General features: G+C 25.8%; 28 protein-coding genes and 1 tRNA gene. 5 read left to right on the top strand and 24 right to left on the bottom strand.

The window, feature by feature from the left end; genetic code table 11:
- Positions 1-3 precede the first annotated feature (3 nt).
- From ABCP60_RS02630 to ABCP60_RS02555, 16 genes are all read right to left on the bottom strand, one after another.
- The gene (locus tag ABCP60_RS02630; RefSeq protein WP_343101180.1) at positions 4-1,455 is read right to left on the bottom strand and encodes a HAMP domain-containing sensor histidine kinase; all 1,452 of its coding nucleotides are present in this window, start codon (positions 1,453-1,455) and stop codon (positions 4-6) included.
- On the bottom strand, positions 1,452-2,135 hold the full coding sequence (locus ABCP60_RS02625; RefSeq protein WP_166506232.1) for a response regulator transcription factor: 684 nt from the start codon (positions 2,133-2,135) through the stop codon (positions 1,452-1,454). The genes ABCP60_RS02630 and ABCP60_RS02625 overlap by 4 nt, the downstream gene beginning before the upstream one ends.
- A 62-nt stretch (positions 2,136-2,197) precedes the next feature.
- Positions 2,198-3,082, bottom strand: coding sequence for a 4Fe-4S binding protein (locus ABCP60_RS02620; RefSeq protein WP_195237017.1), 885 nt, complete (start codon positions 3,080-3,082; stop codon positions 2,198-2,200).
- 9 nt (positions 3,083-3,091) lie between these two features.
- Positions 3,092-3,241 (bottom strand): CD1871A family CXXC motif-containing protein, encoded by a 150-nt coding sequence (locus tag ABCP60_RS02615; RefSeq protein ID WP_275890807.1) that lies wholly within the window; start codon positions 3,239-3,241, stop codon positions 3,092-3,094.
- Complete coding sequence (locus ABCP60_RS02610) at positions 3,234-3,803, bottom strand: TlpA disulfide reductase family protein (protein WP_195237016.1); 570 nt, start codon at positions 3,801-3,803, stop codon at positions 3,234-3,236. Before ABCP60_RS02610 ends, ABCP60_RS02615 begins: the two co-directional genes overlap by 8 nt.
- Positions 3,804-4,229: 426 nt before the next feature.
- Positions 4,230-4,592, bottom strand: coding sequence for a hypothetical protein (locus ABCP60_RS02605; protein ID WP_343101179.1), 363 nt, complete (start codon positions 4,590-4,592; stop codon positions 4,230-4,232).
- A gap of 356 nt (positions 4,593-4,948) precedes the next feature.
- Positions 4,949-6,340 (bottom strand): PH domain-containing protein, encoded by a 1,392-nt coding sequence (locus tag ABCP60_RS02600; protein ID WP_343101178.1) that lies wholly within the window; start codon positions 6,338-6,340, stop codon positions 4,949-4,951.
- A 15-nt stretch (positions 6,341-6,355) separates the two neighbouring features.
- Positions 6,356-6,748 carry a GntR family transcriptional regulator gene (locus ABCP60_RS02595; protein WP_343101433.1) on the bottom strand — a complete coding sequence of 131 codons (393 nt, stop codon included), beginning with the start codon at positions 6,746-6,748 and terminating at the stop codon, positions 6,356-6,358.
- Positions 6,749-7,029: 281 nt separating this feature from the next.
- Positions 7,030-10,143, bottom strand: a complete 3,114-nt coding sequence (locus tag ABCP60_RS02590; RefSeq protein WP_343101177.1) for an ATP-binding protein — start codon at positions 10,141-10,143, stop codon at positions 7,030-7,032.
- 79 nt (positions 10,144-10,222) lie between these two features.
- Positions 10,223-10,687, bottom strand: a complete 465-nt coding sequence (locus ABCP60_RS02585; protein WP_343101176.1) for a DUF4231 domain-containing protein — start codon at positions 10,685-10,687, stop codon at positions 10,223-10,225.
- Positions 10,688-10,984: 297 nt separating this feature from the next.
- Positions 10,985-12,061 (bottom strand): hypothetical protein, encoded by a 1,077-nt coding sequence (locus ABCP60_RS02580; protein WP_343101175.1) that lies wholly within the window; start codon positions 12,059-12,061, stop codon positions 10,985-10,987.
- A 354-nt stretch (positions 12,062-12,415) separates the two neighbouring features.
- Positions 12,416-13,183 carry an ATP-binding protein gene (locus tag ABCP60_RS02575; protein WP_343101174.1) on the bottom strand — a complete coding sequence of 256 codons (768 nt, stop codon included), beginning with the start codon at positions 13,181-13,183 and terminating at the stop codon, positions 12,416-12,418.
- Complete coding sequence (locus tag ABCP60_RS02570; RefSeq protein WP_343101173.1) at positions 13,086-13,958, bottom strand: DnaD domain protein; 873 nt, start codon at positions 13,956-13,958, stop codon at positions 13,086-13,088. The genes ABCP60_RS02575 and ABCP60_RS02570 overlap by 98 nt, the downstream gene beginning before the upstream one ends.
- Before the next feature lie 8 nt (positions 13,959-13,966).
- Positions 13,967-14,356: a hypothetical protein gene (locus tag ABCP60_RS02565; RefSeq protein ID WP_343101172.1), complete on the bottom strand. Its 390-nt coding sequence runs from the start codon at positions 14,354-14,356 to the stop codon at positions 13,967-13,969.
- The gene (locus ABCP60_RS02560; protein ID WP_343101171.1) at positions 14,331-15,146 is read right to left on the bottom strand and encodes a phage antirepressor KilAC domain-containing protein; all 816 of its coding nucleotides are present in this window, start codon (positions 15,144-15,146) and stop codon (positions 14,331-14,333) included. Before ABCP60_RS02560 ends, ABCP60_RS02565 begins: the two co-directional genes overlap by 26 nt.
- Before the next feature lie 46 nt (positions 15,147-15,192).
- A complete protein-coding gene (locus ABCP60_RS02555; RefSeq protein ID WP_092926452.1) occupies positions 15,193-15,393 on the bottom strand; it encodes a helix-turn-helix domain-containing protein in 201 nt (66 codons plus the stop codon).
- A gap of 203 nt (positions 15,394-15,596) precedes the next feature.
- Between ABCP60_RS02555 and ABCP60_RS02550 the strand changes: the two genes are divergently transcribed.
- Both ABCP60_RS02550 and ABCP60_RS02545 read left to right on the top strand, forming a co-directional pair.
- Entirely contained in the window at positions 15,597-16,001 is a 405-nt protein-coding gene (locus tag ABCP60_RS02550; RefSeq protein ID WP_166505153.1) for a helix-turn-helix transcriptional regulator, read from the top strand.
- Between the two features lie 22 nt (positions 16,002-16,023).
- On the top strand, positions 16,024-16,461 hold the full coding sequence (locus tag ABCP60_RS02545; protein ID WP_092926456.1) for an ImmA/IrrE family metallo-endopeptidase: 438 nt from the start codon (positions 16,024-16,026) through the stop codon (positions 16,459-16,461).
- 164 nt (positions 16,462-16,625) lie between these two features.
- Here ABCP60_RS02545 and ABCP60_RS02540 read toward each other — a convergent pair whose 3' ends face one another.
- The 8 genes from ABCP60_RS02540 to ABCP60_RS02505 all read right to left on the bottom strand — a co-directional run bounded on the left by ABCP60_RS02540 (position 16,626) and on the right by ABCP60_RS02505 (position 21,905).
- Positions 16,626-17,066 carry an ASCH domain-containing protein gene (locus tag ABCP60_RS02540; RefSeq protein ID WP_343101170.1) on the bottom strand — a complete coding sequence of 147 codons (441 nt, stop codon included), beginning with the start codon at positions 17,064-17,066 and terminating at the stop codon, positions 16,626-16,628.
- A gap of 153 nt (positions 17,067-17,219) precedes the next feature.
- Positions 17,220-17,699: a GNAT family N-acetyltransferase gene (locus ABCP60_RS02535; protein ID WP_343101169.1), complete on the bottom strand. Its 480-nt coding sequence runs from the start codon at positions 17,697-17,699 to the stop codon at positions 17,220-17,222.
- Between the two features lie 209 nt (positions 17,700-17,908).
- Positions 17,909-19,099 (bottom strand): dicarboxylate/amino acid:cation symporter, encoded by a 1,191-nt coding sequence (locus ABCP60_RS02530; RefSeq protein ID WP_343101168.1) that lies wholly within the window; start codon positions 19,097-19,099, stop codon positions 17,909-17,911.
- A gap of 209 nt (positions 19,100-19,308) precedes the next feature.
- Positions 19,309-19,509, bottom strand: a complete 201-nt coding sequence (locus ABCP60_RS02525) for a hypothetical protein (RefSeq protein WP_166505150.1) — start codon at positions 19,507-19,509, stop codon at positions 19,309-19,311.
- A gap of 356 nt (positions 19,510-19,865) precedes the next feature.
- Positions 19,866-20,504: a hypothetical protein gene (locus ABCP60_RS02520; protein WP_343101167.1), complete on the bottom strand. Its 639-nt coding sequence runs from the start codon at positions 20,502-20,504 to the stop codon at positions 19,866-19,868.
- A 225-nt stretch (positions 20,505-20,729) separates the two neighbouring features.
- Complete coding sequence (locus tag ABCP60_RS02515) at positions 20,730-20,948, bottom strand: hypothetical protein (RefSeq protein WP_242871338.1); 219 nt, start codon at positions 20,946-20,948, stop codon at positions 20,730-20,732.
- A 141-nt stretch (positions 20,949-21,089) separates the two neighbouring features.
- Positions 21,090-21,221, bottom strand: coding sequence for a hypothetical protein (locus ABCP60_RS02510; protein WP_343101166.1), 132 nt, complete (start codon positions 21,219-21,221; stop codon positions 21,090-21,092).
- 63 nt (positions 21,222-21,284) lie between these two features.
- Entirely contained in the window at positions 21,285-21,905 is a 621-nt protein-coding gene (locus ABCP60_RS02505) for a hypothetical protein (protein ID WP_343101165.1), read from the bottom strand.
- Between the two features lie 270 nt (positions 21,906-22,175).
- Between ABCP60_RS02505 and ABCP60_RS02500 the strand changes: the two genes are divergently transcribed.
- The 3 genes from ABCP60_RS02500 to ABCP60_RS02490 all read left to right on the top strand — a co-directional run bounded on the left by ABCP60_RS02500 (position 22,176) and on the right by ABCP60_RS02490 (position 23,465).
- Entirely contained in the window at positions 22,176-22,505 is a 330-nt protein-coding gene (locus ABCP60_RS02500; protein ID WP_092926477.1) for a helix-turn-helix transcriptional regulator, read from the top strand.
- Positions 22,502-23,122: a DUF2812 domain-containing protein gene (locus ABCP60_RS02495; protein ID WP_343101164.1), complete on the top strand. Its 621-nt coding sequence runs from the start codon at positions 22,502-22,504 to the stop codon at positions 23,120-23,122. Before ABCP60_RS02500 ends, ABCP60_RS02495 begins: the two co-directional genes overlap by 4 nt.
- A gap of 273 nt (positions 23,123-23,395) precedes the next feature.
- Positions 23,396-23,465: transfer RNA gene (locus tag ABCP60_RS02490), tRNA-Asn, on the top strand.

Raw genomic sequence — 23,465 nt, 5'->3', positions numbered from 1 at the left:
ATATTATTTAAAAGTCATAGTAAATTTCATACCTGTTTCAGTAGCATCAAATGAATATGGTATATCTAATGTATTTAATATCTGCTTAACAATATATAGACCTAATCCATTTCCTCCAGTATTTTTATTTCTATCAAATTCCGCTCTATAAAAAGCTTCAAATATTCGCTCTAAATGTTCTTTTGAAATTGGCTCACATTCATTTTCTATAATCAATGAATTGTTGTTAAAGTATATATTTATATTTTTTCCTGAATCTGTATAGTTTACTGCATTAGAAATAATATTTGATAAAGCTTTCTTTAATAAACTTTCATCTGTATTTATATTTAATGAATTAGAATAATCAACGCTCATGTTAATATTCTTATATTTTGCTGTGATTTTATATGGCTCTATAGTTTTCTCTAATACATTTTTTATGTTTATAATTTTATATTCACTATGCTCACTTAAAGTATTTAGCCTTGATGTATCTAGTATCTCTTGAACCATGTTACTTAAATCAACCACTGCATCCTTACATTTAGGTAAATAAACATCATGATTTTTATATTTCCCAATATTAAGCATCATATTTTCTAACATTATATGAATACTCATAAGAGGTGTCTTAAGTTCATGAGAAGCACTTCTTAAAAAATCTACTTTACTTTGCTCAGATTTACTTACATTTTCAATTTCTTGTTTTAAAGAATGTATAGTATTCCAAAGGGTTTTATATAAACTATTTATATTGGTTGCTAATAATTCTATTTCATCACCTGTATTTATATTACAATAAACATCTTTATTTAAGTCCTTCATTTCTTTTGTTATTTCACATATTTCTTTTATTGGATCAGTTATTATTTTTACATAAACGTATGATGCAAATAGTGAAATAACTAAACTTATCCCTATAGAATATGGTAATATCATAAATACAACACTTCTAGCTTCTTTAAAAGACTGTAAATCCATTACAATTTTTACGGATCCATTTATATTATCTAATGTATTAAATTTTTTATTAGTAATTATTGAGTTGCCTTTTGCCTTTAAGTAATTAGCATTTTGTTTTATTTCATTAGGTAAATTCTTTAGTCCTTCTGAGTTTATATCTTTTTCTACTTCAGGAATTATTAAAGATTTTTCATTAATTAATTCTGGCTCTATATACACATCAGCTTGCTTAATACCTTCAAATACGGAGGTTTCATCTTTTATGGTTAATGAAATATTAACATTATATCTATTAGCAAAATCTTTTGCTATACTCTTACTAGCATTTTCATCACTGTCTTCTAACTTTTCTATCAATTGCCTACTAATATTCTCTAAGTCTTGTTGCTTTTTATTAATATAAAATGTAGGTAATAGCATATATAGTAAAGTATGAGAGATAATAATTATTATCCCCATTAATATCATTGTAAATAAATAAGTTTTTTGAAATAGCTTTAATTTTTTCATATCTGCTCCTCAAACTTATATCCAATTCCTTTAACTGTTACAATACAGTCTATCAACAACTTCTTACGAAGGTTTTTAATATACACATCTATTACACGATCAGTTGGAGCTTCATCAATATCCCATAAATTATCTAATATTTGACTCCTAGTTAATACTTGATTTTTATATTTTAATAATAGCTCCAATAATTTAATTTCCTTTGGCTTTAAATCTACTGATTCTCCTTGCTTTTTTGCTGAAAAACCTAAGAAATCTACCTCTATATCTTTATACACCCATTTGTTTGTATTTTCTACATCTTGACTACGTCTTAATAGTGCCTCTATTCTTTTATGAAGTATTATTACAGAGAAAGGCTTAGTTATATAATCATCCGCCTTTTCATTAAAGCTCATAATTTGAGTATAATCATCGCTCATAGCAGTTAACATCATTACTGGCACATTACTTATTTCCCTAATTTGATTTAAAACACCAAATCCATTTAATTTTGGTAGCATTATATCTAATACTACTAAGTCAAATTTACTTCCCTTAAATAAATCAATTCCTTCTTGTCCATCTTCGGCTACCATAACTTCATATCCAACCTCAGATAAATATTCACTTATTCCTTCCCTTATATCTCTTTCATCTTCTACAATTAATATCTTTGCATTCACTTTTAATAACCTCATTATTATTTTAATTAATATAGACAAAACATAATCTAATATATTATACTTTCCATTAGTAAATTTTAAATATTTAACTTCTCATTTAAACCTTTAGATTTAGAAAAAGTAGTTGTTATTGCATTTTTAGGACATACGTCTATACACTTTCCACATCTTATACATTCTACACTATTTGGTGTCTCATGCACAATTACATTCATATCACATTTTTTATGGCATAAATTACATTTAGTGCATTTATTGTAGTCTATTTCATATCTATAAATAGAATATTTATTAAATAAACCATATATAGCTCCTAAAGGACATATATATTTACAAAATGGTCTGTATATCTTAATCGATAAAACAATAATACTTATTAAAATTAGCATTTTCCAAGCAAATAGAGGTCCTATTATACGTCTAAGTGAACTATTCATTGATATAAGCGGTATACCTGCAAGCAGTGTCCCAGAAGGACAAATTAATTTGCAAAACCATGGCTTCCCATCACCTGAATAGTTAGATATGGATAATGGTAATATAATTACAAATACTACTAATATAATATATTTTAAAATCCTTAGATACTTATCATTAGGTACCTTTTTTATTTTCTTAATTCCGGGAATCTTATATAATAAATCCTGGACTAATCCAAATGGACATAGCCAACCGCATACAAATCTTCCGATAAATGCACCTATAATCATTAAAAATCCAATTATATAAAATGAAATTTTAAAATCTCTACTTCCAAGTACTGCTTGAAGAGATCCAATTGGACAAGATGCTATTGCACCTGGACATGAATAACAATTTAGCCCAGGCACACATAGTTTTTTACTATCCCCTTTATATATCTTACCATTCATATATCCTAGTAAGTAACCGTTAGTTAAAGCTGTAAATACAATTTGAAAAATTAGTCTAAAATTAGATTTTATTTTGATTATTAAATTCATAGCTATCCCCTATCCAATTCCTATGCATTCAAGACATATAATATTAGATTTTTTGGCTACAGTTAAGTGCTCACCTCTATGAATGCCAAGAAATAATGATAACATGCCTAAAGTTATTAAAGCTAAGCCAATTTTATTTTTTTTTATAAATTTACTCATTTACATCAACCTTTTTTAATACATCTTCTATTCTAGATTTCCATCCTTCATAATCATTAGAACCATCTATTTGATCTACAATATTGCCATCCTTGTCTATAAAAAATGTCGTAGGAAATGCATCTATATTTTTAAAAATATCATTTTCTAACATATTCTTTGACATAGTAATTTGTTGATAACTTGATTTAGATTTACTTAATATTTCCTCTACTACTGATTTTTCTTGTTCAGTTAATCCTACTCCTGACTCTAACAATAATCCTTTTATTGAAACACCTTTTTTCTCATACTCTTTATTTAATTTATCTAATATTGGAATTTCATCTATACAAGGGGTACACCCTGTATTCCATACATTAACTAATGTAAGTTTCTTTTCTGAGAAAATAGAACTATCTACTGTATTCCCATTAATATCTTTAGTCTTCATTTCTTTAAAAATATTACTAGATGAAATATTTTGATTACTATTTTCTGAATTTGTACATCCCACTATTAAAAATATAGTTATAGCTGATAATAATAGTGTAACTCCCTTTTTTAATTTACTTTTATTCATATATTCCCCTCCTAATATTTGTCTTTATAAATATTATAATGTTTTAATGTAAAACCAATATGAAATTAAATGCTTATCTTTATAAAATATAAATTTTTTCTTGTAAAATATTTTTCTATTTTCTATTGCTAAATATATATATATTTACGCTAATATTATTAAAATAAAAAAAGATATTAGCAAATTACTAATAACTTTTTTATTTCATACCCACGATTAAGTTTTTCTAAGTACCATTATTAAAATATTCATTTTATCACTGTTTAATATCTTAATAATGGCTGTGTACTACATCTAAATGATCCTCCTAAGGCTTCTTGAAATTTCAAAATCAATATATTCAACAGTTATCCCCTTACTAATTAGTTATTTTCCTATATATTCAAACTCCGGATCTAAAATATATACTGAATCATTAACTGGCAATCAATTTACAGCTAATCTTGATACATCACTATAAGGCACTGATATCTTATCCCAATTTTTTAACTCCTCTGGAATACCATTTATTAAAGCTTCCTCACATACAATCATTAGTCCATCTCTTACCAAACTTAATGCGCAATCTAAATGTAGCACATTATTTTTTAATGGAACTTGAACTACATTATAACCAAAATGTCCTAAAAATGATTTTAACCATCTATATCCATTGTCATTTGATGCTTGTCCTGAATTTCCTACAAAAACTGTTTTGTAAAGAACTAAAACATCTCCACCTTCTAAAAATGGTCCTAATTCTGAATTTAAACCTTCTGAAGTATCTACCATAGGTAATGATACATACATGGCATTACTAGAAAATGCAATAGTTTCTAAAATACTACGTATAGGTAAAATTTCTTTCCTTCTATGATATTATTTCCTATTGTAAAATAACTTTCCATAATAACCTCCTTTTATAGTCTTTATATTTTTACATTATAAGCTATATATATTTTTCTAAGTTATTAGATTGGTAACGATTCTTAAATAAACTTTCATCATTATGTTATCATCTATACTATGAACATATAAATTTACCGCATAAACAAAGAGGAACGAATCGTTCCTCCTATCCATATATCCTATAAATTATTTTGTAGTTTTATATTATTAGCACAAGCAGTTTTGATAAATATCTATAAATTTAGTGTGGTTTAATTTTATAATTTTTCTATTAACTGATGATATACATCCATAGTCTCATCTTTAGTTTTTTCGTTATATATAAAATAGTTATTTTTCAATTTTACAATGATATATGGTTTACTATTATTGTAAATATACACTCTACACTTTCCATATTCTCTAGATTTAAAATTGCCTCTACAATATTCATCAGTGCCTATACCATTAGTTCTCAGTTTAAAACTAACTTCATCGACTAATTTAATATCTTCTATATCATTAACACTAAATTCATAATCATAATAAGGGTAATCAATACTTATACTTTCACTTGATATATTAATCTTATGATCAGTAAGTTCCATACTTGATAAATTAAAAAATAATGGTATAAAAATCACTGCATATATTATAAATCCTGAATAATATGATATTTTACCTTTTTTAGTAGCTAAGTTGTAAGTATATGTATTAAATCCAAATCTAGGATTTACTTTTGAGTTATAATCATTTTCATTATAATATTTATATCCATCTATCCAATACTCATCATCATCTGTATAAATAACTTCCTTATCTATTTTAAGTAACTCTTCTTCTAAACTTTTTATTCTATTATTAGTATAAATATATACTACAAAAGTAACTATAGCCCCTAAAATAGCTATAATAGTTATAACGTAATAACTTACATTAATAACTTCATAAATTACTAAATATGTAAACAAGAAAACTATACTTGAAGTTAAAGATGTAATAAACCAAGCAATTGAATTTAAATATTTTTCTTCTTTATTCAAAATATAATTAATATCACTATTTTTGCTATACACTTTTAATCTAAGCTTATTACTACCTCTAAATCCTACAAAATATAATAATGCTAATACAGCCATTAATATAACTGCTATAAAAGTTGCATACTTTAAATCTTCATCATATTTAACTATAGATATAATAAGTGGAATCAAAGATATACCAAAAGGTATAAGAATATACTTATTAGATATAGGCATCTTATCTTTTAACCTACTAATTTTAGTATCCATACTTACAACTCTTTTTTCCCCAATAAACCATTCATTATCTTTCTTCAACTTTTTAAGCTTTCTATTCATATTTATATAAGGTTGCTTAACTAGCCATTCTGCCGTAACTAAACTCCAAGCAAGCAAATATAAAACTGATAAAAGTTCCTTATTTATAAAAGCTATTGGTAATCCAGTTAATATGATTACTAAAATAAATATATTTATTATTCTCTTATAATCATCAATCATCTTTAAAACAGCATCATTACTTAAAGCTTCAGTTGGAAGAGTAACTCCAAACAATATATTTCTTCTTGGTTTAGCTGCACTCTTCATTGTAAAATAAACCACAATTGTAATCATAATAAATGCAGGCATTAAGATAAAATTCTTCATATATTTTCTTTCCCCCTATTTGCTATCTAAAGACACACATTTCATCATACTAAATATATTCTCACACATATCCATAAACTCTTCTTTTTTTACACCTTTGATACTCGCCTCTGATATAACCAAATTCAAGTCTTCCTCTAACTTTTCCTTAAACTCCAACTTTCCACCAGAAAGTAAATTAACCTTAGCCCCATGCCTTCTATCAATTGTGATAAAACCTTCTCTTTTTAAAAGTCCGTAAGCCTTATTAACCGTCATAGGATTAATCCCTAAATCCTCAGCCATTTGTCTAACAGTAGGAATACCTTCTCCCTGAATAAATTCCCCCTTACCAATTCCTATTACAATCTCATTTCTAAGTTGTAAATAAATAGGAACTTCACTTTCAAAATTTAAATTAATAATCATCAAAACCACCTCGATTTTAAAATAATTTTAAACTAAAATAAAGTATCATTTGTATTATATATAGTAATACAAATAATACTTTATTTCAATAATTTTCAAAATAAAAAAGATATTGACTAAATATGGTCAATACCTTTTTCGTGGATTTAAATGGTGGAGAGAATTCACAAGAATAATACCCACGACTTTAATTTTAATAATAGCATTCATACTTAACTTGACAGATAATTTCAAGTTCCGCACGTTCTGAGCAAGTTATGATATACAAAGTCGATTAATTGCTATTGGTTTAATATATCAAAATATTCACCTATTAATTTTTCATATTCTATGGATATATCCTCCACTGTAATATTTTCATTTGATATGTTATTATTTAAAACAAACTTAACTAAGTTTTTATAGTCCTCTCTGTTTATTATATCTGCTATAAATGATTCTTTATTTCTATAATTTTTAATTTTGTTCATATCTTTTGAGGTTATAGGTGATATTATCTTATAGCAGTTAGATATTTTACAATATATATTACCATAATTTCCTTTAATTAAATTTTCATAGCCTTCAATTGCTGGTATAGCACACCTTAAATAGGATAATCCCACCCTTCTGCTACTTAATTTCTCCTTATCAATTGCTAAATTACTTATAAAATATTTTCTAGTGTTTTTATCAACGCTTATACTCTTATATTCATTATTATTTGTTGTAATTAATATATCATTATTATTTTCCTCATCTTTTTCAATTACATATATATCACTTAAATTTTCCTTAAACTTCAAACATTCTATAAGCGTTTCATCTATTACAATAAAATCTTTAGATTTTAAATATTCTTCATCTATCTTTTTATTTATTCTATCTCTTATTTCTTTGTATCTATATTCTTCACCATCTTCAGCATATATATTTCTAAAATCTTCAATTAAATTATTTATATATGTTAATTTAGGGTAAGATAATAAAATATCTACAACACCTTTACCAGCTATTTCAAACTTCTCATTTTTTTTATTTAAGACTTTAAAATTATAGAATTCATTATTTATATATTCTTTAAAATCCTCTATCTTAAAATTGTTTAAATATCTATCAGCTAATATTAAGTAATTTATCACATTAATATTTTTAATTTTTTTGTCCTTTATCTTTTCCTTCAGTATATTTAAATACAATTTTATAATACTATCTAGAATTTCATATACTTTATCTTTTCCTAAATCAGTCAAATCACTTCTATCCAACTTAAGCGTATTTTTTGTATTAAGCCCATATATATCTAAATAAATATTAAACCCTGAATTTAGATGAATTTTAGCTTTATTCACTGCACATCCTTTAAAACTTATATTTACTGTACCTCTATTTATAGTTCCTAAATGTTGGCCCATTGTAATTTCAGCATATATACAATGTTCTTTATCCCAAGCCTTCATAATTCCATTTTCACTAGATATATTATACATATAATTTTCGTAGTTATATATCATCTCCTCTAACTTATATTGATTGTAGTTATGAAGTTCTAATTCTTTTCTACTATTCACATATGTTTCTATCGGAAATATATTTGTGTCAACATTATTTTCTATATAATGTAATATATAATATATAGATGATTTATCGTTGCTAAAAGGATCATAGTCATTCTCCATATAATTACTTAATCTATTTTTCCTAATAACATCAAACTTAAATTTTTTAATTTCATCAATTTCTATATGCATTTCTGTGCCACTTTTTATTTCGTAATCACTACTTCTTACACTAATATATCCTGACCTAGCATCCTCAAACTCTATTTCTAATATTGAATTTTTATCATTTTTTGTATAAGCCTTAAATTTATCTGCCACCAAAAATGCTGATTGCATACCTATTCCAAAATTACCCGTGGGTCTTAACCATTTAGGCATTTCATTAATTTCATGCTTTAGATCTGCATTACTCTTACCTACTTTACACATTGATTTTAATGTTTCTATATTTATGCCAATGCCATTATCTTTAACCATTATTCTAATTTTATCACTATTATTACTATCAATATTTATTACAACCTTGTAATTTTTATAAATTCTTTCATCTATATCGCATGGCATTAGATTTGATAAAATATCTAAACTAATCTCATCCTTTTTTAATTTTTCTAATAATAAGAAATCATAAATTCCTAGTTTTAAATCTCTCCATAGTTTAATTTTACTAGCATCTAATGCATTTTGTATAAATTCCCTTAAAAAGACTATCTTATCCTCATATAAATTTGACCCTTCTATTATATCAAATGCTTTTTCTTGTGAAATTCTAAACTTTAAATCAACCAAATTATCTATATCTGATTTACCATTAACCAATAATTCTTTTCTAGTTATTTTAGGAGCATATCCTCCTAAGCTTCTAGGTACAATATCAGACCAATTAATAGCAATATCTTTTATTTCATCCTCTAACCATTTTATCCAGCTTCTTGTTTCTCTATAAATTTCATTTGAAAATTCACCCCTACAATCTGCCCTAAACTCTATGCTTATAGGAGTTATTAAAACATGACTAGTTGCTTTATGTTTTTCTTTGTGAATTTTTGATAACTTTGGTAAATCCCCTATAACTAATTCTATATATTCATTAAATCTCCCATTGTCTAAATCTAGTAAATCACCTATTCTAATCATTTCAGCTACAAATCTCGGATGAATATAATCAGAGTTATATCCATTAGATCTATAATCTAATTTCATTACATCCTCAAAATTTTGATTATGCAAAAAAGATATATCACCTATTAAATTTATAAGCCTATTGTGTATAAGACCATTTTGAGATAAATCTAAATTCCATTCCTTTAAGTTATTTAAATATTGTCGAGTTAAACTAGAGTGTCTTCCTCTATAATAGGATGATACAACTTCTGTAACATACTTTTTAATTTTTAGTAAAAATAAATCATCTTCAATATTATCTTTTATATTTTTTATATATAAAACTGCTTCTTTCAGATCCCTATCAATAGAATTCTTTGATTCGCATAAGTCATCAATGTATTCTTTGAATTCATTGCTTAACCATTCATTCTCTATATTTGAATGCAATAAAACCATACCAAAATCATGTATATATGCACAGTTTAATATTAGCCATGTATCTGTTGGAGATAATGTTTTTATTCTGTCTTCACCTAATAACATCTCTATATTTGTTATAATATTTTCAGAATGACTTTTTTCATGTAAGCTATAATGTGGATAGTACATTTGGACTGTACTTAATATATTTGAATATGTTTTCTTATTTATTTCCCAAGAAGAATATAAATTTATATATTCTTTATTTGTATCACACAAACTTTTCAAATGTGATTCTAATTTATATTTGTACTTATTATTGTTCATTTTTTACTCCAATTATAATATATTTTTTTATTATTAATGACTTTTTTATTAAAATATTATTAACGTACGATTTTAAATGCTATTCATTCTCTATCTCATGTTCAAATCTATTTATAGCCCATAAATCTCTTTCATCTAACAATATTTTTTCAAAATTTATTATAAATTTATTTTCTCTATCTTCATTTTCATATTCACCATATCTACAACTTAACATTATACATTCTCTTTTTATACTTTCCGTTGTTGATCTATATCTATACCATACATCCTTAAAATTAATTAGTGCTATAATCCCTGTTATTACTGTACCTATACTTGATATAGCAGTTACTATTGCAGGATGTCCATTTAACTGATTTACAATAGGTATAGACGCATTTAAAACTAAAACTAATATATTTAAGATATAAAATGCTATTTTATTATTTGTAGATTTCTTTATATTCCACTCTAATACCTGTTGTACTCTGCTCTTAATTATTTCATCTTGTATCGATCTTGTAAATATATCTATAGACTCTATTTCATCTTTTAATTTCATAATTTCACCTCTAGATATATTTTACCATATTTTTACATTTTTTATTTTTGTATATTAAAAATACTCATATCCATTGGATATGAGTATTCGTAGATTTCAATGTTGGAGACGATTGGCAAAAATCATATCCACGATTGCTTAATTTTAGTTTACTTATTTTAAAATAATAATATTATTTTACATGTCTATATAGCTATAAGTTTCTTACCATATATATTCTATCGTTTCATTCTCAGTCAATGATAGTTCTCTGTTATTTATTACGGTTCCTTTATAGTATTGATTTACATCATTTTATTAATCTTCGTTATCTACATCTATTAAATCTTCTTCTTCCTCATAAAGTAATGAGTTTAAATGAATTGTTATTAAGGTTGAATTACGAGCTTCAAGTTTTGCTAAACTTTTACTAATATCATAATCTAACATCTTATCACAACACCTATTTACAAACCTTTCAAATTGTACTGTTGATTTTTTAAATAATTTCATTAGCTTAAATCCATATTTCATTTTTAAATTAACTTCCACTTCTTCACAATTATCCAAGTCTAAAAGTTCTAAAGCTGATAGCAATGTAGTTTCTTCACTTATACTTCTTCTTACAATATCCCATTCAAAAATTATAAATCCATACTTAGATTCTAGTTTTATATTACTCTCATTTACTTCTTTTATTTTAAACCCTTCTGGCAAATATATACCCACTGGCTCAATTTTTACTAAAATATCACTTTCGTGTAAATTTGATTCATCCTCCATAAATTTTGAACAACATCCACATGTACATCCTACTTTATCGTATGTGCCTAGCAAGTTATCAATATCAATATATCTAAATTTATAGAGTAACTCTTTAAAATACTCACTATTTATATCCATCTTCTGCATATCTGTTTCAAAGTCACTAATCTGAAAAAATCTAGTGAATATTAATGTAATTACCGCAGATATACAAAATTCATCAAAGTTTCTCTGCCCTTGTATTCTATTTTCTGGTTCTATTGTATTGCACCATATAGGCATAAATTTTTCAGAGATACTCTCTCTCTTTTTATCTGATAAATTATAATAGGCCATCCTGGCATTTACACTAGCAGGATTGTATGGTATATCTATAAATCCTTTTTCCTCAAAATTATACACAAACTTTATTATAGCCTTCTTTTCACTAATACTAGATAAATTGCTAATATATACTAAAATAGTTAAATTAATAAATAGTACTAAAAGTACAATTGTTATAAATAATTTTTTATTACTATCATAAAATATATCAAATAATATATTAGCTACCAGTGATATCACTACTCCAAGCAAGAATACAGCTAACAACAGTGATAATAAATCTTTTCTTCTTGATTTAACTTCCATAACCCCTCCTATTTTATTACAATAAATTCCATAAAATTATATCATATTGTTGTATATGCTGTAATACATTAATTATATTTATTTTACAAAACAATATTTTTTATAATAATATTGTTTAAATTTCAACTACAATTCCGGACACATATAAAAATACTCATATCTAAAGGATATGAGTATTTCGTGGATTTCAATGGTGGAGACGAGAGAAACCGAACCCCTATCCACAATTTAAATACATCTTATATTAATGTTAATCCTATGTAAATACTAGTTATTTACAACCCCAACATAAGTAAATAACCATATTTTCATATAAATTTACCACATAAACAAAGAGGAACGAATCGTTCCTCCTTATCCATATATCCTATAATTTAACCTCTTCCCCTTGACACTCACCAAATAATCCTTACTCATCTCAATAATCCTACTACCAATAGCCTCATCAATTTCAACAAGCTCATCAAAGCTCTTTTCCGTACTAACAATCATTGGCAAATTATTAAAATATCTATAATTAACAATCTCAAATACAATATTTATATCACTTTTGCTAATACCACCCTTAAACAAATCATCAATAAGTAGTACCCTAGCCCTTTTATACCTACCAATAGCTTTTCTATAATACTCCTCATCCATAATATTTTGCTTAAGAGATATAATAACATCTCTATAAGGCATATACAAAACACCTACCCCACTATCCATTAAATCATTACTAATAGCAAGTGATAAATGAGTCTTTCCACTACCTACTTGACCCATAAATATTATAGAGTTTTGTCTAGTCTTTTCTATATTTTTAAAATTCTTTTTATAGCTTAAAGCCTTGTGATAAGCATCTATTGTCTGAACATCATAAGCATAATTAAAGTTTTTAAAAGTCTTTTTCCTAAATTCATCACTTATGCCACTATTTTTTAATATATCTTCACACTCTCTTAAAGCCCTACATTCACAAGGTATAGCAGTATTATCTTCTATTATAAATTTTAAATCTCTACACTTAGAACATCTATACTCATTGTAGGAGTCTTTGTATTTCTCTAATTTGTTCTTTACTTGGCTTTTGATATATTGACTCGTCTTCAAGTTCTTTAATGTATCTACTCTTTCCATTTTTCCTATCCCCTTTGTTTTTAGAACTTACTTCATAAACATTTAAATCTTTTAAGCTTCTTATATTGTTATCTATCCACTTATTTATAATGCCATTTATATATCCTTTATTAACATGTCCTCTATCAATAGCTACTTCTATAGCTCTTTTAAATAGTCCTATATCTATATTTTCACTTATATAAATTATCCACTCACTAACTAATTGATTTATAATCCCTACATTTTCTTCATATAATTTAGCATACATACCTATATCATTTGCTTCTTCTTCTTTATATTCTTCTTTTTCTTCTTCTTTTTCTTGTCCTATATTTTCATACGACTCGTTATACGTATGGTGGTACGAGTCGTCATTAATATACATATCAAACAAATCTTTTATTTCTTTTTTAGGTATACTCTCACTTACATATTTTATAAGTGATTTATCTTTTACTTCTTTTAGCTCTTTATTTATACAATCCATCATTGGCTTTCCAGTTCTATCTAGGTTGTACTTTCCCCAATTTTTAATGGCCAATTCCCTAGTTTCTTCATTGTACCTTATAGTTTTGTATTTATTTATAAATATGTCCATTAAAGTATTTATAGTTTCAACAGAATAGCCTAGTTCAAAGGCTATCTGTTTTTTAGTTATTTTATATATTCCAATTTGAGTAGTATTTGGATTGCTAAGAATATAGACCATAAATATTTTACATTCTGGAGTATATTCTTCTAATACTTTATCGTCTCTCCAAAACTGTGTATGTATCTTTCTAAATATTGCCACAACCTCACCTACTTCATTCTAAAAGTTCTAGATGTACTTGTTTTTGTATAATTTTTAATTATTTCTGGGTAATCTATTTTTAATTTTTTAGTGTCTATACTATTTTTAATTACTTTTTTCCAAGTTATTTTTCTATCTTTACAAAATGCTGTTTCATATTCTTTCATTTCACTTTGAATAATATGTTCTATTATCTTTTTTTCTTTTTCAAGCTTGTTTATATTATCTACTATGCTATTGTACTTTTCTATTTTTTCATATAGCCCATCATCTAGCACTACTACTTCATTTAAAGTATCTTTATATGTTTCTTTTAAAAACTTCCCACACTCATCACTTCCAAATGGTAGGTTTACCTCTTTTTCTTTTTTCTTAATGAAGTCTGTAAACTTTCTCATATCCAAATTCCTCCCCTATAATTTTTATAAAATATTTTTGACCTTTCCCTGTTATATAAGTAGTTACTTTTATCTTTTGACCATTATTTGTATTTACTACATACTGACGAGTTTTAAATAGTCCTTGTTCTACATACTTTTGCTTTGGTTGGTTTTCATTTCCCTGATTCATAATATATCCATTTACTCTAAACCAATAAAAAAGTCTATTTCTTCCAATATCTATTCCTAGTGAATTTAGCATTTTAGCAAATGCTCCTATACTTATAGCATCTTCACATTCTCCTACTACTTGTCCTATTTTTATATATGGTTCAAAATCTTTTATAGCTTTGTTTAGTGCTTTTACCTTTTCTTTTTCACCTTTTAATTTTTGAGCTAGTTTTAATAGAAATTCTGGATTTTTAAGTATTTCATCTACTGTTTCATCACTCATATATCCCCCATTTCTTCTTATACTTGGTAAAATCTCTTCTACTACCCACTTTTCAAATTTCTTTGCACTAGGTAGTTTAGATTTTAATACTAGCCTATATAAATTTGCTTCATCTATAAATTTTTTATTTATATTTTTAGTTTTTAAACTTCCATCTTTATTTTTTCCAATTATTACTTTTGCCCTATAAATTGTCCCCATATCTTTATCACAATGATCTCTTATTGCTTTTCTAGGATTAGTATATCCTAGTATTTGTGCTACTTTAGTTGCTTCAAAGTATTCTTTGTTATTTTCAAATACTACACTTATTTCTCCATATTCACTGCTTTTAAATACCTTTAAATCAAACATTTTATCCCCCATTTTTTAATTAAAATTTATTTCATATTTAGATAATTTATTTGTTACCTAAAAATATGCTTTCCACACTAACTCCAAGTATTTTAGCTAAATCTAATGCTTCATAAACTGTAAATGAGCTTTTCTCATTTTCTTTTTTTACATAAGTTACTTTTGACATATGTATAAGTTTAGCTATCTCCTTTTGTGTAAATCCTTTACTTACCCTTAACCCCTTTAAGTTTCTTTTATATCCCATATTTACTCCTTTATATATTTTATGATTATTTTTATTTAAACTTTGGTAACTTCCCTTGATAATTTAATAGTATTACCCTTTAGGTAAAATATCAACATGTTTTTATCTAAAAGGTAAAAATATGGTAACAAGTTGTATTTTTAGATAATTTTGTTATACATTTGGACTACTTCTGCTATAATTAAATTAAGGTGGGTGAAAAAATGGAAACTTTATCTATGAGATTAAAAGCTTTAAGAAAAGAAAAAGGGTTGACTCTTGAAGAGTTAGCTAAAGAATTAGATACCACTAAGGTAACTCTATCTAGATATGAAAATGGAATAAGAGAACCAAAAGGTGAAACTTTAAATAAATTAGCAAATTATTTTAATGTTTCTACTGATTATTTGTTTGCTAGAACTGATGATAAAAACTACATATCAGATGAAGGAATAGCTGATGTTAAATTAGAAATGGATAAAATGCTTAAAAAGATTGGAGCTCATGGTAGTTTAATGTTTGATGGTGAGCCTATGACTGATGAAGAACTAGATAGTTTCTTACAATCAATGGAAGTTGTTCTTACTTTAGCTAAGAAAAAGCAAGAGTCAAAACTAAGGGGAAAATAATTAATGTTATTGGGGAGATTTTATGAATGCTAAATATGAAGCTAAAAAGCTTATAAATAAATATAAAACTAATAATCCTTTTGAGCTTATGGATTATTTAGATATAATATATTTTCGTTATCCTCTTAAAGGAAATCTTAGAGGATATTATACTAAAGAATTTAATCAAAAGGTAATTTGTATTTCTAGTCGTCTTTGTGATGAGGAAGTTAACTTAGTAGCAGCCCATGAACTTGGTCATGCTATACTTCATGAAGATAAAAATATATTATTTATATCTAGAAATACACTTCAATCTAAGGATAAACTAGAAAAACAAGCTAATAAATTTGCTGCTGAAATACTTTTAGATGATAATATATTTAGTGAGTATTATGGTTATTCTTTAGAGGAAATTTCAAAGTGTGAATGTGTTTCTTATGAATTAGTTGAGCATAAGTACAATAATCTTAATAAGTAAGTTTTTTAAATATTAAAGAGGGCTAATTTTAGCCCTCTTTATATGTAATATACTTAAATATATTGTGTAATTTAATTATTTAATATAAAAATAGGAGCATATTTATTTGCTCCCTTTATATTTCCAATATATTAATATTATTAATTTAATCAACAAATTAGAATTTAAATTTTAAATACTACTTTAAATTCTTCACATACAACTTTTATATCTTCATTAAATTCTTTACCAACTTCATTCATACATATTGTAAAAAACTTTTCATGACACCTTCTCCAATAGGATAACGATTTATCCCCTTCACCTTCCTTAAATGCATGTTCACTACTTATTTCCCTAAATTTTTCTATGTAAACTTTTGTTGTTTGAATAACACAAACAGCTTTATTTTCAGAATTTAAAATAATGTTATATTCCCCTACCTTAGGTAAAGGTTCATTCTCTATTTCATATAATTGATACGCAGAAGCCGTTGCTGTTTTTTCACCCTTTAACACTAAATCAGCTAGTAAATCAGCATCAACCCCAAATGCCCACGCTTTATATTCATCTTTAATATTATCATTAGTCTTTTTATATTCACTCCACATTTGTTCTGCATTCATAATAAATCCCCCTATAAATCCCTATTTATCTATATTATATCAAAACTTATAGTTTATCGGTATTCCCACTAAAACATATGATCTTATGGACATATTTTTTGTATAAATACTTTTTATCTTTCTAATGAACTTGAAAATAATGTAATAGAGATATCATTCTACCCCTTTTGTATAAACATAAACTTCACTTTGTAATTTATCTATCCATTCATCATATATAAAACCTAAGTTAAGTAATAAATTTTTTGATGGAATATTTTCTTTTTTTGTCATTGCTATTATTTCACATTCCGGATATTTTTTTCTGATTACTGGAAGTATAGCTTTTAAAGACTCCTTTACATATCCTTGTCTGGAGTATATAGGATTAATAGTATATCCTATTGAAATAGTTTTTGCTTTCTTTATAATATAAATATCACCTAAAAGAGTATCTGTAATTCTGTCACTAATAGCAAGTCTAATGCCTTTATTAATGTCTTTATTACCTAACAAATCTTTTCTATAATCATCTTTTGTTAAAGATTTCGTGCTTTGATATTTCATCCATTTTTTATTATTTCTATAGGACATAAATAACTCCAAATCATGTTCCTTAAAATCTCGTAATATACATCTATCAGTTTCAATCATTATATACCTCACTTAAATTAAATTTCAAAGTGTGAATGTGTTTCTTATAAACTATTTTATAGTTATATTATAGTTGTATTACAATTAAGTTAATAATAAATAATTAAGACTTATAATTTTTGTATAAGTCTTAATTAATATAAAAAACAAGCCTTATACAAAATTACATGTAGTAAGACTTGTTTATATTTATAAAATAATTAAATTAACTATAAATTAAAAGATTTATCATCACTCTTTATATTCTTCTTATCAGCAACCCCAGTAAGCATAAGAGTCAACGCACCATCTCCAACAACATTACAAGCTGTTCCAAAACTATCTTGAAGAGCAAATATAGTTAATATAAGAGCTGTTCCAGTTTCATTAAATCCAAGAACACTAGTTATCAGACCAAGAGATGCCATAACTGTTCCCCCAGGAACACCAGGTGCACCTATTGCAAATACTCCAAGTAATAATATAAATAAAACCATATTCCCAACACTTGGAAGATGACCATAAAGAATTTGAGATACAACCATTACAAAGAATACTTCAGTTAAAACAGAACCACAAAGATGTATATTTGAACAAAGCGGAACAGAAAAATCTAATATATCTTTTCTTAAAACTTTAGACTTATTAGCACATTCTAGTGCTACAGGTAATGTTGCAGCAGAAGACATACTTCCAACAGCTGTTAAATAAGCTGGACCATAATATTTTATAACTTCCATTGGATTTTTTCCTGACATGATACCTGCAATAAGGTATAATACTGACATCCATATAAAGTGACCAATAAGTACAATAACTATAACCTTTAAGAATACTGGAAGATGATTAGTTATAGAACCTTCATATGCTAAACTAGCAAATGTTGTAGCTATAAAGAAAGGTAATATAGGTATTACAACTTTATTAACCAAGCTTAAAACTATATTTTGAAACTCATTTAGAAATTTTTCAACTAAATCAGCTTTAGTCCAAGTTACAGCTAAACCAACTATTATAGATAAAAATAAAGCACTCATAACAGGCATTACTTGAGGTATGTCTAATTGAAAGATAAGTTCTGGTAATTCACGTAAAGACCCTGTAGTTGAAGCGATTGATAACTTTGGAATTAATATATAACCAAATATTGCAGAAAATGCTGCTGCACCTACTGATGATATGTAAGCAAAACCAATTGCAAATCCTAATAATTGAGAAGCATTATGTCTTAATTTAGCTATGGATGGAGCTATAAATCCAATGATTATTAATGGAACTGAGAAGAATATAACCTGACCTAAAACGTATTTAAGAGTAACTATTACGTTTATTACGGACTCTGAAGATATAAATCCAACTATAAGACCAATAGTAACTGCTAGTACTAGCTTAAATATTAAGCTATCGAAAATCTTTTTCATAATAAATCCCCCTTTTAATATGAATAAAATTTTAAAATAAAATATTTAGTATGACAAATTATTATCATCATCAACACAAATGATAGCAAACTAGTACTTAATATTCAACAAAATTTAAGTATTTCTATAATCTTAAATCAGATACACAAAAACAGAGTAATAAATTTAGATTACTACCCTGTAAGCTCACAATATATTAAATAAATAAACTACTTAATTTTATCTAATTTATCAAAAAATATTGAAATCTCACCACAATTTGGACAAACAGTAGCCTTTACTTTTCCTTTTGTATCTGAAAAAACTCCACTTCCCTTTCCTAATAACACTGAAGCTTGAGCTGTAAAATTTTCAGTTTTCAACATATAATCTTCAACCATAGTTTCATTACATCTTAAACACTTTCTCATACTATCTCCTCCACAAAAAACATATTTTTGAGCATCATTTACTTTGTTTTGCCCTTTTTAAAATATATTTTAATCTATCATAAAATGTAAACTTATGATTACATTCAGTACAATTTACCACAATAGTTTCCCCTTTCAACCTTTTATTATAATATATAACAATTGTTAATTTAATTATAGCAGAACTTATAGTTAAACAACTGTCCACTAAAAGAAATAATTTGTTAATGATTTAGTATTTATATCTCCATATGCTTTTTAATATTTTATTTTTAACTATCTTAAATAATTACATGATAAATAAGCAATAAAAATAGCTAGACCTATGGGAATTGCCCAATATCTAGCTATTTTAACTATATAAATAATCTGATTAAATATGCCAATACTATAGAAGTCATTAAACTATATATAGATCCCTTTGGGGTATCGTACAAAACAACTAATATAGTTATAAAAAACACTGTATTTATTATACTTTTAAAATCAAAATACCACATTCCTATACTAAAAGAACATAATATCATAACTGTAATTATACATACCTTAATCATAAATGGTACAATTCCATTCCCTTTAGCATACCAACAAACAAATGCCAATAATGGAGAAATAATTGTTACTGCATACCATATCATCATGTAATTCATAGGATTAAATCCTGCAAAAATAATACTATATAGATGATAGCTAACACACATCCCTAAAAAGAATAAAAATACATTAATGCCTGCTCGTAAAGGTGTATTACTAAAAATAGATATACATGCTGCTATTAAAATCCATACTCCAAGTAAAGAGAATACATTTCCTAAATCTAGTATACCTAAAATATGTTGCCACCAAATACCATCATCTATAGCTAAAGTATCTAGCCACTTTGAAAAAGTTCCAAGTCCAATTCCAAGAAGAAAAATTATGATTGAATTTATTATCTTTTTTGAAGTCGTCAAATCATTCTTAGGAGTTCTTATTTGTTCTAAAAATTTTATCACTGTCTAACTCACTTTCTTATGTAAATTCCTATTTATATATATTATTTAAAATATTTCCTAAATGATAATCCCTAAGGATGAAAATATTTTAAATCCTCTATTAGTTTACTTTTTATGCTTATTTTTATTATATAAAAATAAGCCAACTCCAGCTATCAATATCCCAAATACTGCAATTGCCCCGTATGGAATTGTAAAAAAATATGTAGTCATTTTATCCCCCCTTTATTTAACACCTTGTCCACTAAAACTCCATTCATCATAAAACTCATTTAAAAACTCTTCCATAAATTTATGTCTTTTTTCTGCTATTTCTTTTTCTGCTAAATATTTAGCTAAGTTATATACCCTTTCTATGTGAAACCAATCGTGTCCACTTCCCTCACCATATAGTTTGTTCTTTACAAACTTCTTAGTTTTTTCTATCATTAAAATCTTATTCATATCTCTTAGCCCTTCATTTAATAATAAAGTTTATAATAACATACATTTAATTTTTTATGGATAGTTTTTAACCTATATATTATTATTTCTTCTTAAATTGATTAGGTTTTAAAACTCTCATGGATATTATATATCCACATTCTATACTACACTAGCTACTACTTCTTGTGTTTTAGGAATTAAACTATTCGAATTAATTAATCCACCATAACCTACAAAACAACCTTCTCCGATTTCATTACATTCGCATAATGGACATTTTTCTAAATCCATTGATAATCCCCCTAAAATATGTCTTATTTAAATTAGCATTATGTTAAAATTTTTTAGTAATTATTATGCTAATTTAGCTAATTTTCTCATCCACCAATCCTTAGTTAAATACATATATCCATTTGGAGTTATTACAATATATTCATCATTTACATCTAGTACATCTGGTACTCCCGTATATACTATATCTATATAAAGATTAAATCCCTTAACTTTTCTATTTAATTCACGTCTTAATTCATCTATATAATCACAAAATCTATTTTCTACCATAATTTCATAGTAAGAAATCGCACTTTTACCTCCAGCTTGCATATCCCACCACTCAATGAAGTATGGATATGCTTTTTTACAGCATTCCCTAAGCTCAATATATTCCAACTCTAAAAAATTATCTACATTATATATTTCACTAACAAGTATACTCATTCTATTATGGTTAATATTATTACACCTTTCTTCTATAACTCCATTAAACCATAGTTTCCACTGTGATTTTAGCTTTTCAATATGTAAATCATCGAAAACTAGATTTGATAGATTAGTTGGCCAAGGTGTATTTGATTCATTAAAGTTTTCATTATCAATTAAATTATACATACACCCAGTAAATATAATAAAGTTTAATAACTCATCCTTAGATGTTCTAATAGACCAAGATTCATTAGTATCTTCACTTATCATTTTAAATACCCCCTTACTATTATTTTTTATTTTGTGTTATATAATAATTGTAAACAAATAATCTACATAATTATACTATAGGTTATAACTATTTGTATATTTCAACATAATTGACTTTAACTTGTTATCTTATATCTTTAAAATGATAATATACATAAGATTAATGTAAACCTTAATAAAGATATAATTTTATTGTCAATTATTACGTTTACTGATATAATTTTATTACAGTAAACGTAATAAAGGTTACTGTAATAAAGGAGAAATAAAATGAGAGATAATGTAAAAGGTGGTGCTTTAACAGAAACTACACTTTTTATTCTATTGGCACTTTACAAGCCTAACCATGGCTATGGGATTATGCAATTTATAGAATTAAAAACAAGTGGGCGTTTATCATTAGGGGCTGGGACTCTCTATGGAGCAATTAATACTTTGTTAAAAAAAGAATGGATAGAGCCATATGAAAGTAAAGATGATAGTAGGAAAAAGGAGTATTTAATAACATCTAAAGGTAAAATCGTAGTTGAAAATGAAATTGCACGATTAAATGATGTTCTTAATATTTCTTTAAAAATAGTAGGGGATGATAAAATATGAAAAAAATAGTGTTTAAGTATTTCTTTGATTTTTTAGAGGGGCAAGAAAAATGGTTAAATAAAATGGCTAAACATGGATATAGACTTGTTAAGGTAGGAAAATTAACCTATGAGTTTGAAGAATGCAATCCATCACAATATATATACTGTGTTGAATTTGTTGCTGATAAATCAAACTCTGAAATAAAAAAATATAAGAATTTTTTAGAAGATGATATTGGATATAAAAGCTTTAAAAAAAATATAAATATAAACTGGTCATTTGGAAAAATGAAATTTAGACCATGGAGTAATGGCGGTAAAATTGCAACTTCCCCAGGAAGTTTTAACAAAGAATTACTAATATTAGAAAAGCAAAATGATGGAATGGATTTTAACCTACACACAAGTAATGATGATTTAATAAAATATCTTACTCCAATACGAAATATGTATTTATTTACAACTATACTTCTTACAATAATTACTTTTGTAAGTAAATACAAAACTTCTAATCATTTATTATTAAATACGCTATTATGGGGATTAATTTTAATTACTCTATTTTTAGGAATACAAACTGTAAAATACTTTAACTTGGTAAATAAATATAAAAAAGATAAAAAGCTTTATGAATAATTCAGCATTAAAAGAGTTATATTATATAAGGTTTAAACTATATAGAATTAAATTTATCATATAGCTATACCACCATGGCTAAATTAATTTTAGTTACTGTGGTATAGCTACTTTTATTGTTTTTTCAGCTTTTTCCACTTTCGTATTTTTATTAAAAATTATTTAAATTCTTATATAAATAATTTTTAATAAAATATTAATAAAATTTAATAAACTGGTTAAAATAATAACTGTAACGGACAGGTTAAAAATTTCTACCTATCCAAAATATATGGGAGTATGGCTCAGTTGGTAGAGCAATTGACTGTTAATCAATGGGTCACAGGTTCGAGCCCTGTTATTC

It is taken from the genome of Romboutsia sp. MSSM.1001216sp_RTP31141st1_G3_RTP31141_220114 (genome assembly GCF_039031195.1).
GTDB lineage: Bacteria > Bacillota > Clostridia > Peptostreptococcales > Peptostreptococcaceae > Romboutsia_C > Romboutsia_C hominis.
This window is presented reverse-complemented; position numbering and strand designations above follow the sequence as displayed.

What these genes read in the sequence shown, in the direction of transcription:
- ABCP60_RS02565 (WP_343101172.1), bottom strand. Translation starts at nt 14,356, where the DNA reads ATGAGAAAGTTTACAGACTTCATTAAGAAAAAAGAAAAAGAGGTAAAC.
- ABCP60_RS02540 (WP_343101170.1), bottom strand. Translation starts at nt 17,066, where the DNA reads ATGAATGCAGAACAAATGTGGAGTGAATATAAAAAGACTAATGATAAT.
- ABCP60_RS02605 (WP_343101179.1), bottom strand. Translation starts at nt 4,592, where the DNA reads ATGTATGTATCATTACCTATGGTAGATACTTCAGAAGGTTTAAATTCA.
- ABCP60_RS02495 (WP_343101164.1), top strand. Translation starts at nt 22,502, where the DNA reads ATGAAAAAAATAGTGTTTAAGTATTTCTTTGATTTTTTAGAGGGGCAA.
- ABCP60_RS02575 (WP_343101174.1), bottom strand. Translation starts at nt 13,183, where the DNA reads ATGGAAAGAGTAGATACATTAAAGAACTTGAAGACGAGTCAATATATC.
- ABCP60_RS02590 (WP_343101177.1), bottom strand. Translation starts at nt 10,143, where the DNA reads ATGAACAATAATAAGTACAAATATAAATTAGAATCACATTTGAAAAGT.
- ABCP60_RS02510 (WP_343101166.1), bottom strand. Translation starts at nt 21,221, where the DNA reads ATGGATTTAGAAAAATGTCCATTATGCGAATGTAATGAAATCGGAGAA.
- ABCP60_RS02580 (WP_343101175.1), bottom strand. Translation starts at nt 12,061, where the DNA reads ATGGAAGTTAAATCAAGAAGAAAAGATTTATTATCACTGTTGTTAGCT.
- ABCP60_RS02620 (WP_195237017.1), bottom strand. Translation starts at nt 3,082, where the DNA reads ATGAATTTAATAATCAAAATAAAATCTAATTTTAGACTAATTTTTCAA.
- ABCP60_RS02585 (WP_343101176.1), bottom strand. Translation starts at nt 10,687, where the DNA reads ATGAAATTAAAAGATGAAATAGAGTCTATAGATATATTTACAAGATCG.
- ABCP60_RS02610 (WP_195237016.1), bottom strand. Translation starts at nt 3,803, where the DNA reads ATGAATAAAAGTAAATTAAAAAAGGGAGTTACACTATTATTATCAGCT.
- ABCP60_RS02625 (WP_166506232.1), bottom strand. Translation starts at nt 2,135, where the DNA reads ATGAGGTTATTAAAAGTGAATGCAAAGATATTAATTGTAGAAGATGAA.
- ABCP60_RS02500 (WP_092926477.1), top strand. Translation starts at nt 22,176, where the DNA reads ATGAGAGATAATGTAAAAGGTGGTGCTTTAACAGAAACTACACTTTTT.
- ABCP60_RS02600 (WP_343101178.1), bottom strand. Translation starts at nt 6,340, where the DNA reads ATGAAGAATTTTATCTTAATGCCTGCATTTATTATGATTACAATTGTG.
- ABCP60_RS02525 (WP_166505150.1), bottom strand. Translation starts at nt 19,509, where the DNA reads ATGAGAAAGTGTTTAAGATGTAATGAAACTATGGTTGAAGATTATATG.
- ABCP60_RS02515 (WP_242871338.1), bottom strand. Translation starts at nt 20,948, where the DNA reads ATGAATAAGATTTTAATGATAGAAAAAACTAAGAAGTTTGTAAAGAAC.
- ABCP60_RS02550 (WP_166505153.1), top strand. Translation starts at nt 15,597, where the DNA reads ATGGAAACTTTATCTATGAGATTAAAAGCTTTAAGAAAAGAAAAAGGG.
- ABCP60_RS02595 (WP_343101433.1), bottom strand. Translation starts at nt 6,748, where the DNA reads ATGATTATTAATTTAAATTTTGAAAGTGAAGTTCCTATTTATTTACAA.
- ABCP60_RS02630 (WP_343101180.1), bottom strand. Translation starts at nt 1,455, where the DNA reads ATGAAAAAATTAAAGCTATTTCAAAAAACTTATTTATTTACAATGATA.
- ABCP60_RS02535 (WP_343101169.1), bottom strand. Translation starts at nt 17,699, where the DNA reads ATGATTGAAACTGATAGATGTATATTACGAGATTTTAAGGAACATGAT.
- ABCP60_RS02615 (WP_275890807.1), bottom strand. Translation starts at nt 3,241, where the DNA reads ATGAGTAAATTTATAAAAAAAAATAAAATTGGCTTAGCTTTAATAACT.
- ABCP60_RS02545 (WP_092926456.1), top strand. Translation starts at nt 16,024, where the DNA reads ATGAATGCTAAATATGAAGCTAAAAAGCTTATAAATAAATATAAAACT.
- ABCP60_RS02560 (WP_343101171.1), bottom strand. Translation starts at nt 15,146, where the DNA reads ATGTTTGATTTAAAGGTATTTAAAAGCAGTGAATATGGAGAAATAAGT.
- ABCP60_RS02530 (WP_343101168.1), bottom strand. Translation starts at nt 19,099, where the DNA reads ATGAAAAAGATTTTCGATAGCTTAATATTTAAGCTAGTACTAGCAGTT.
- ABCP60_RS02555 (WP_092926452.1), bottom strand. Translation starts at nt 15,393, where the DNA reads ATGGGATATAAAAGAAACTTAAAGGGGTTAAGGGTAAGTAAAGGATTT.
- ABCP60_RS02505 (WP_343101165.1), bottom strand. Translation starts at nt 21,905, where the DNA reads ATGATAAGTGAAGATACTAATGAATCTTGGTCTATTAGAACATCTAAG.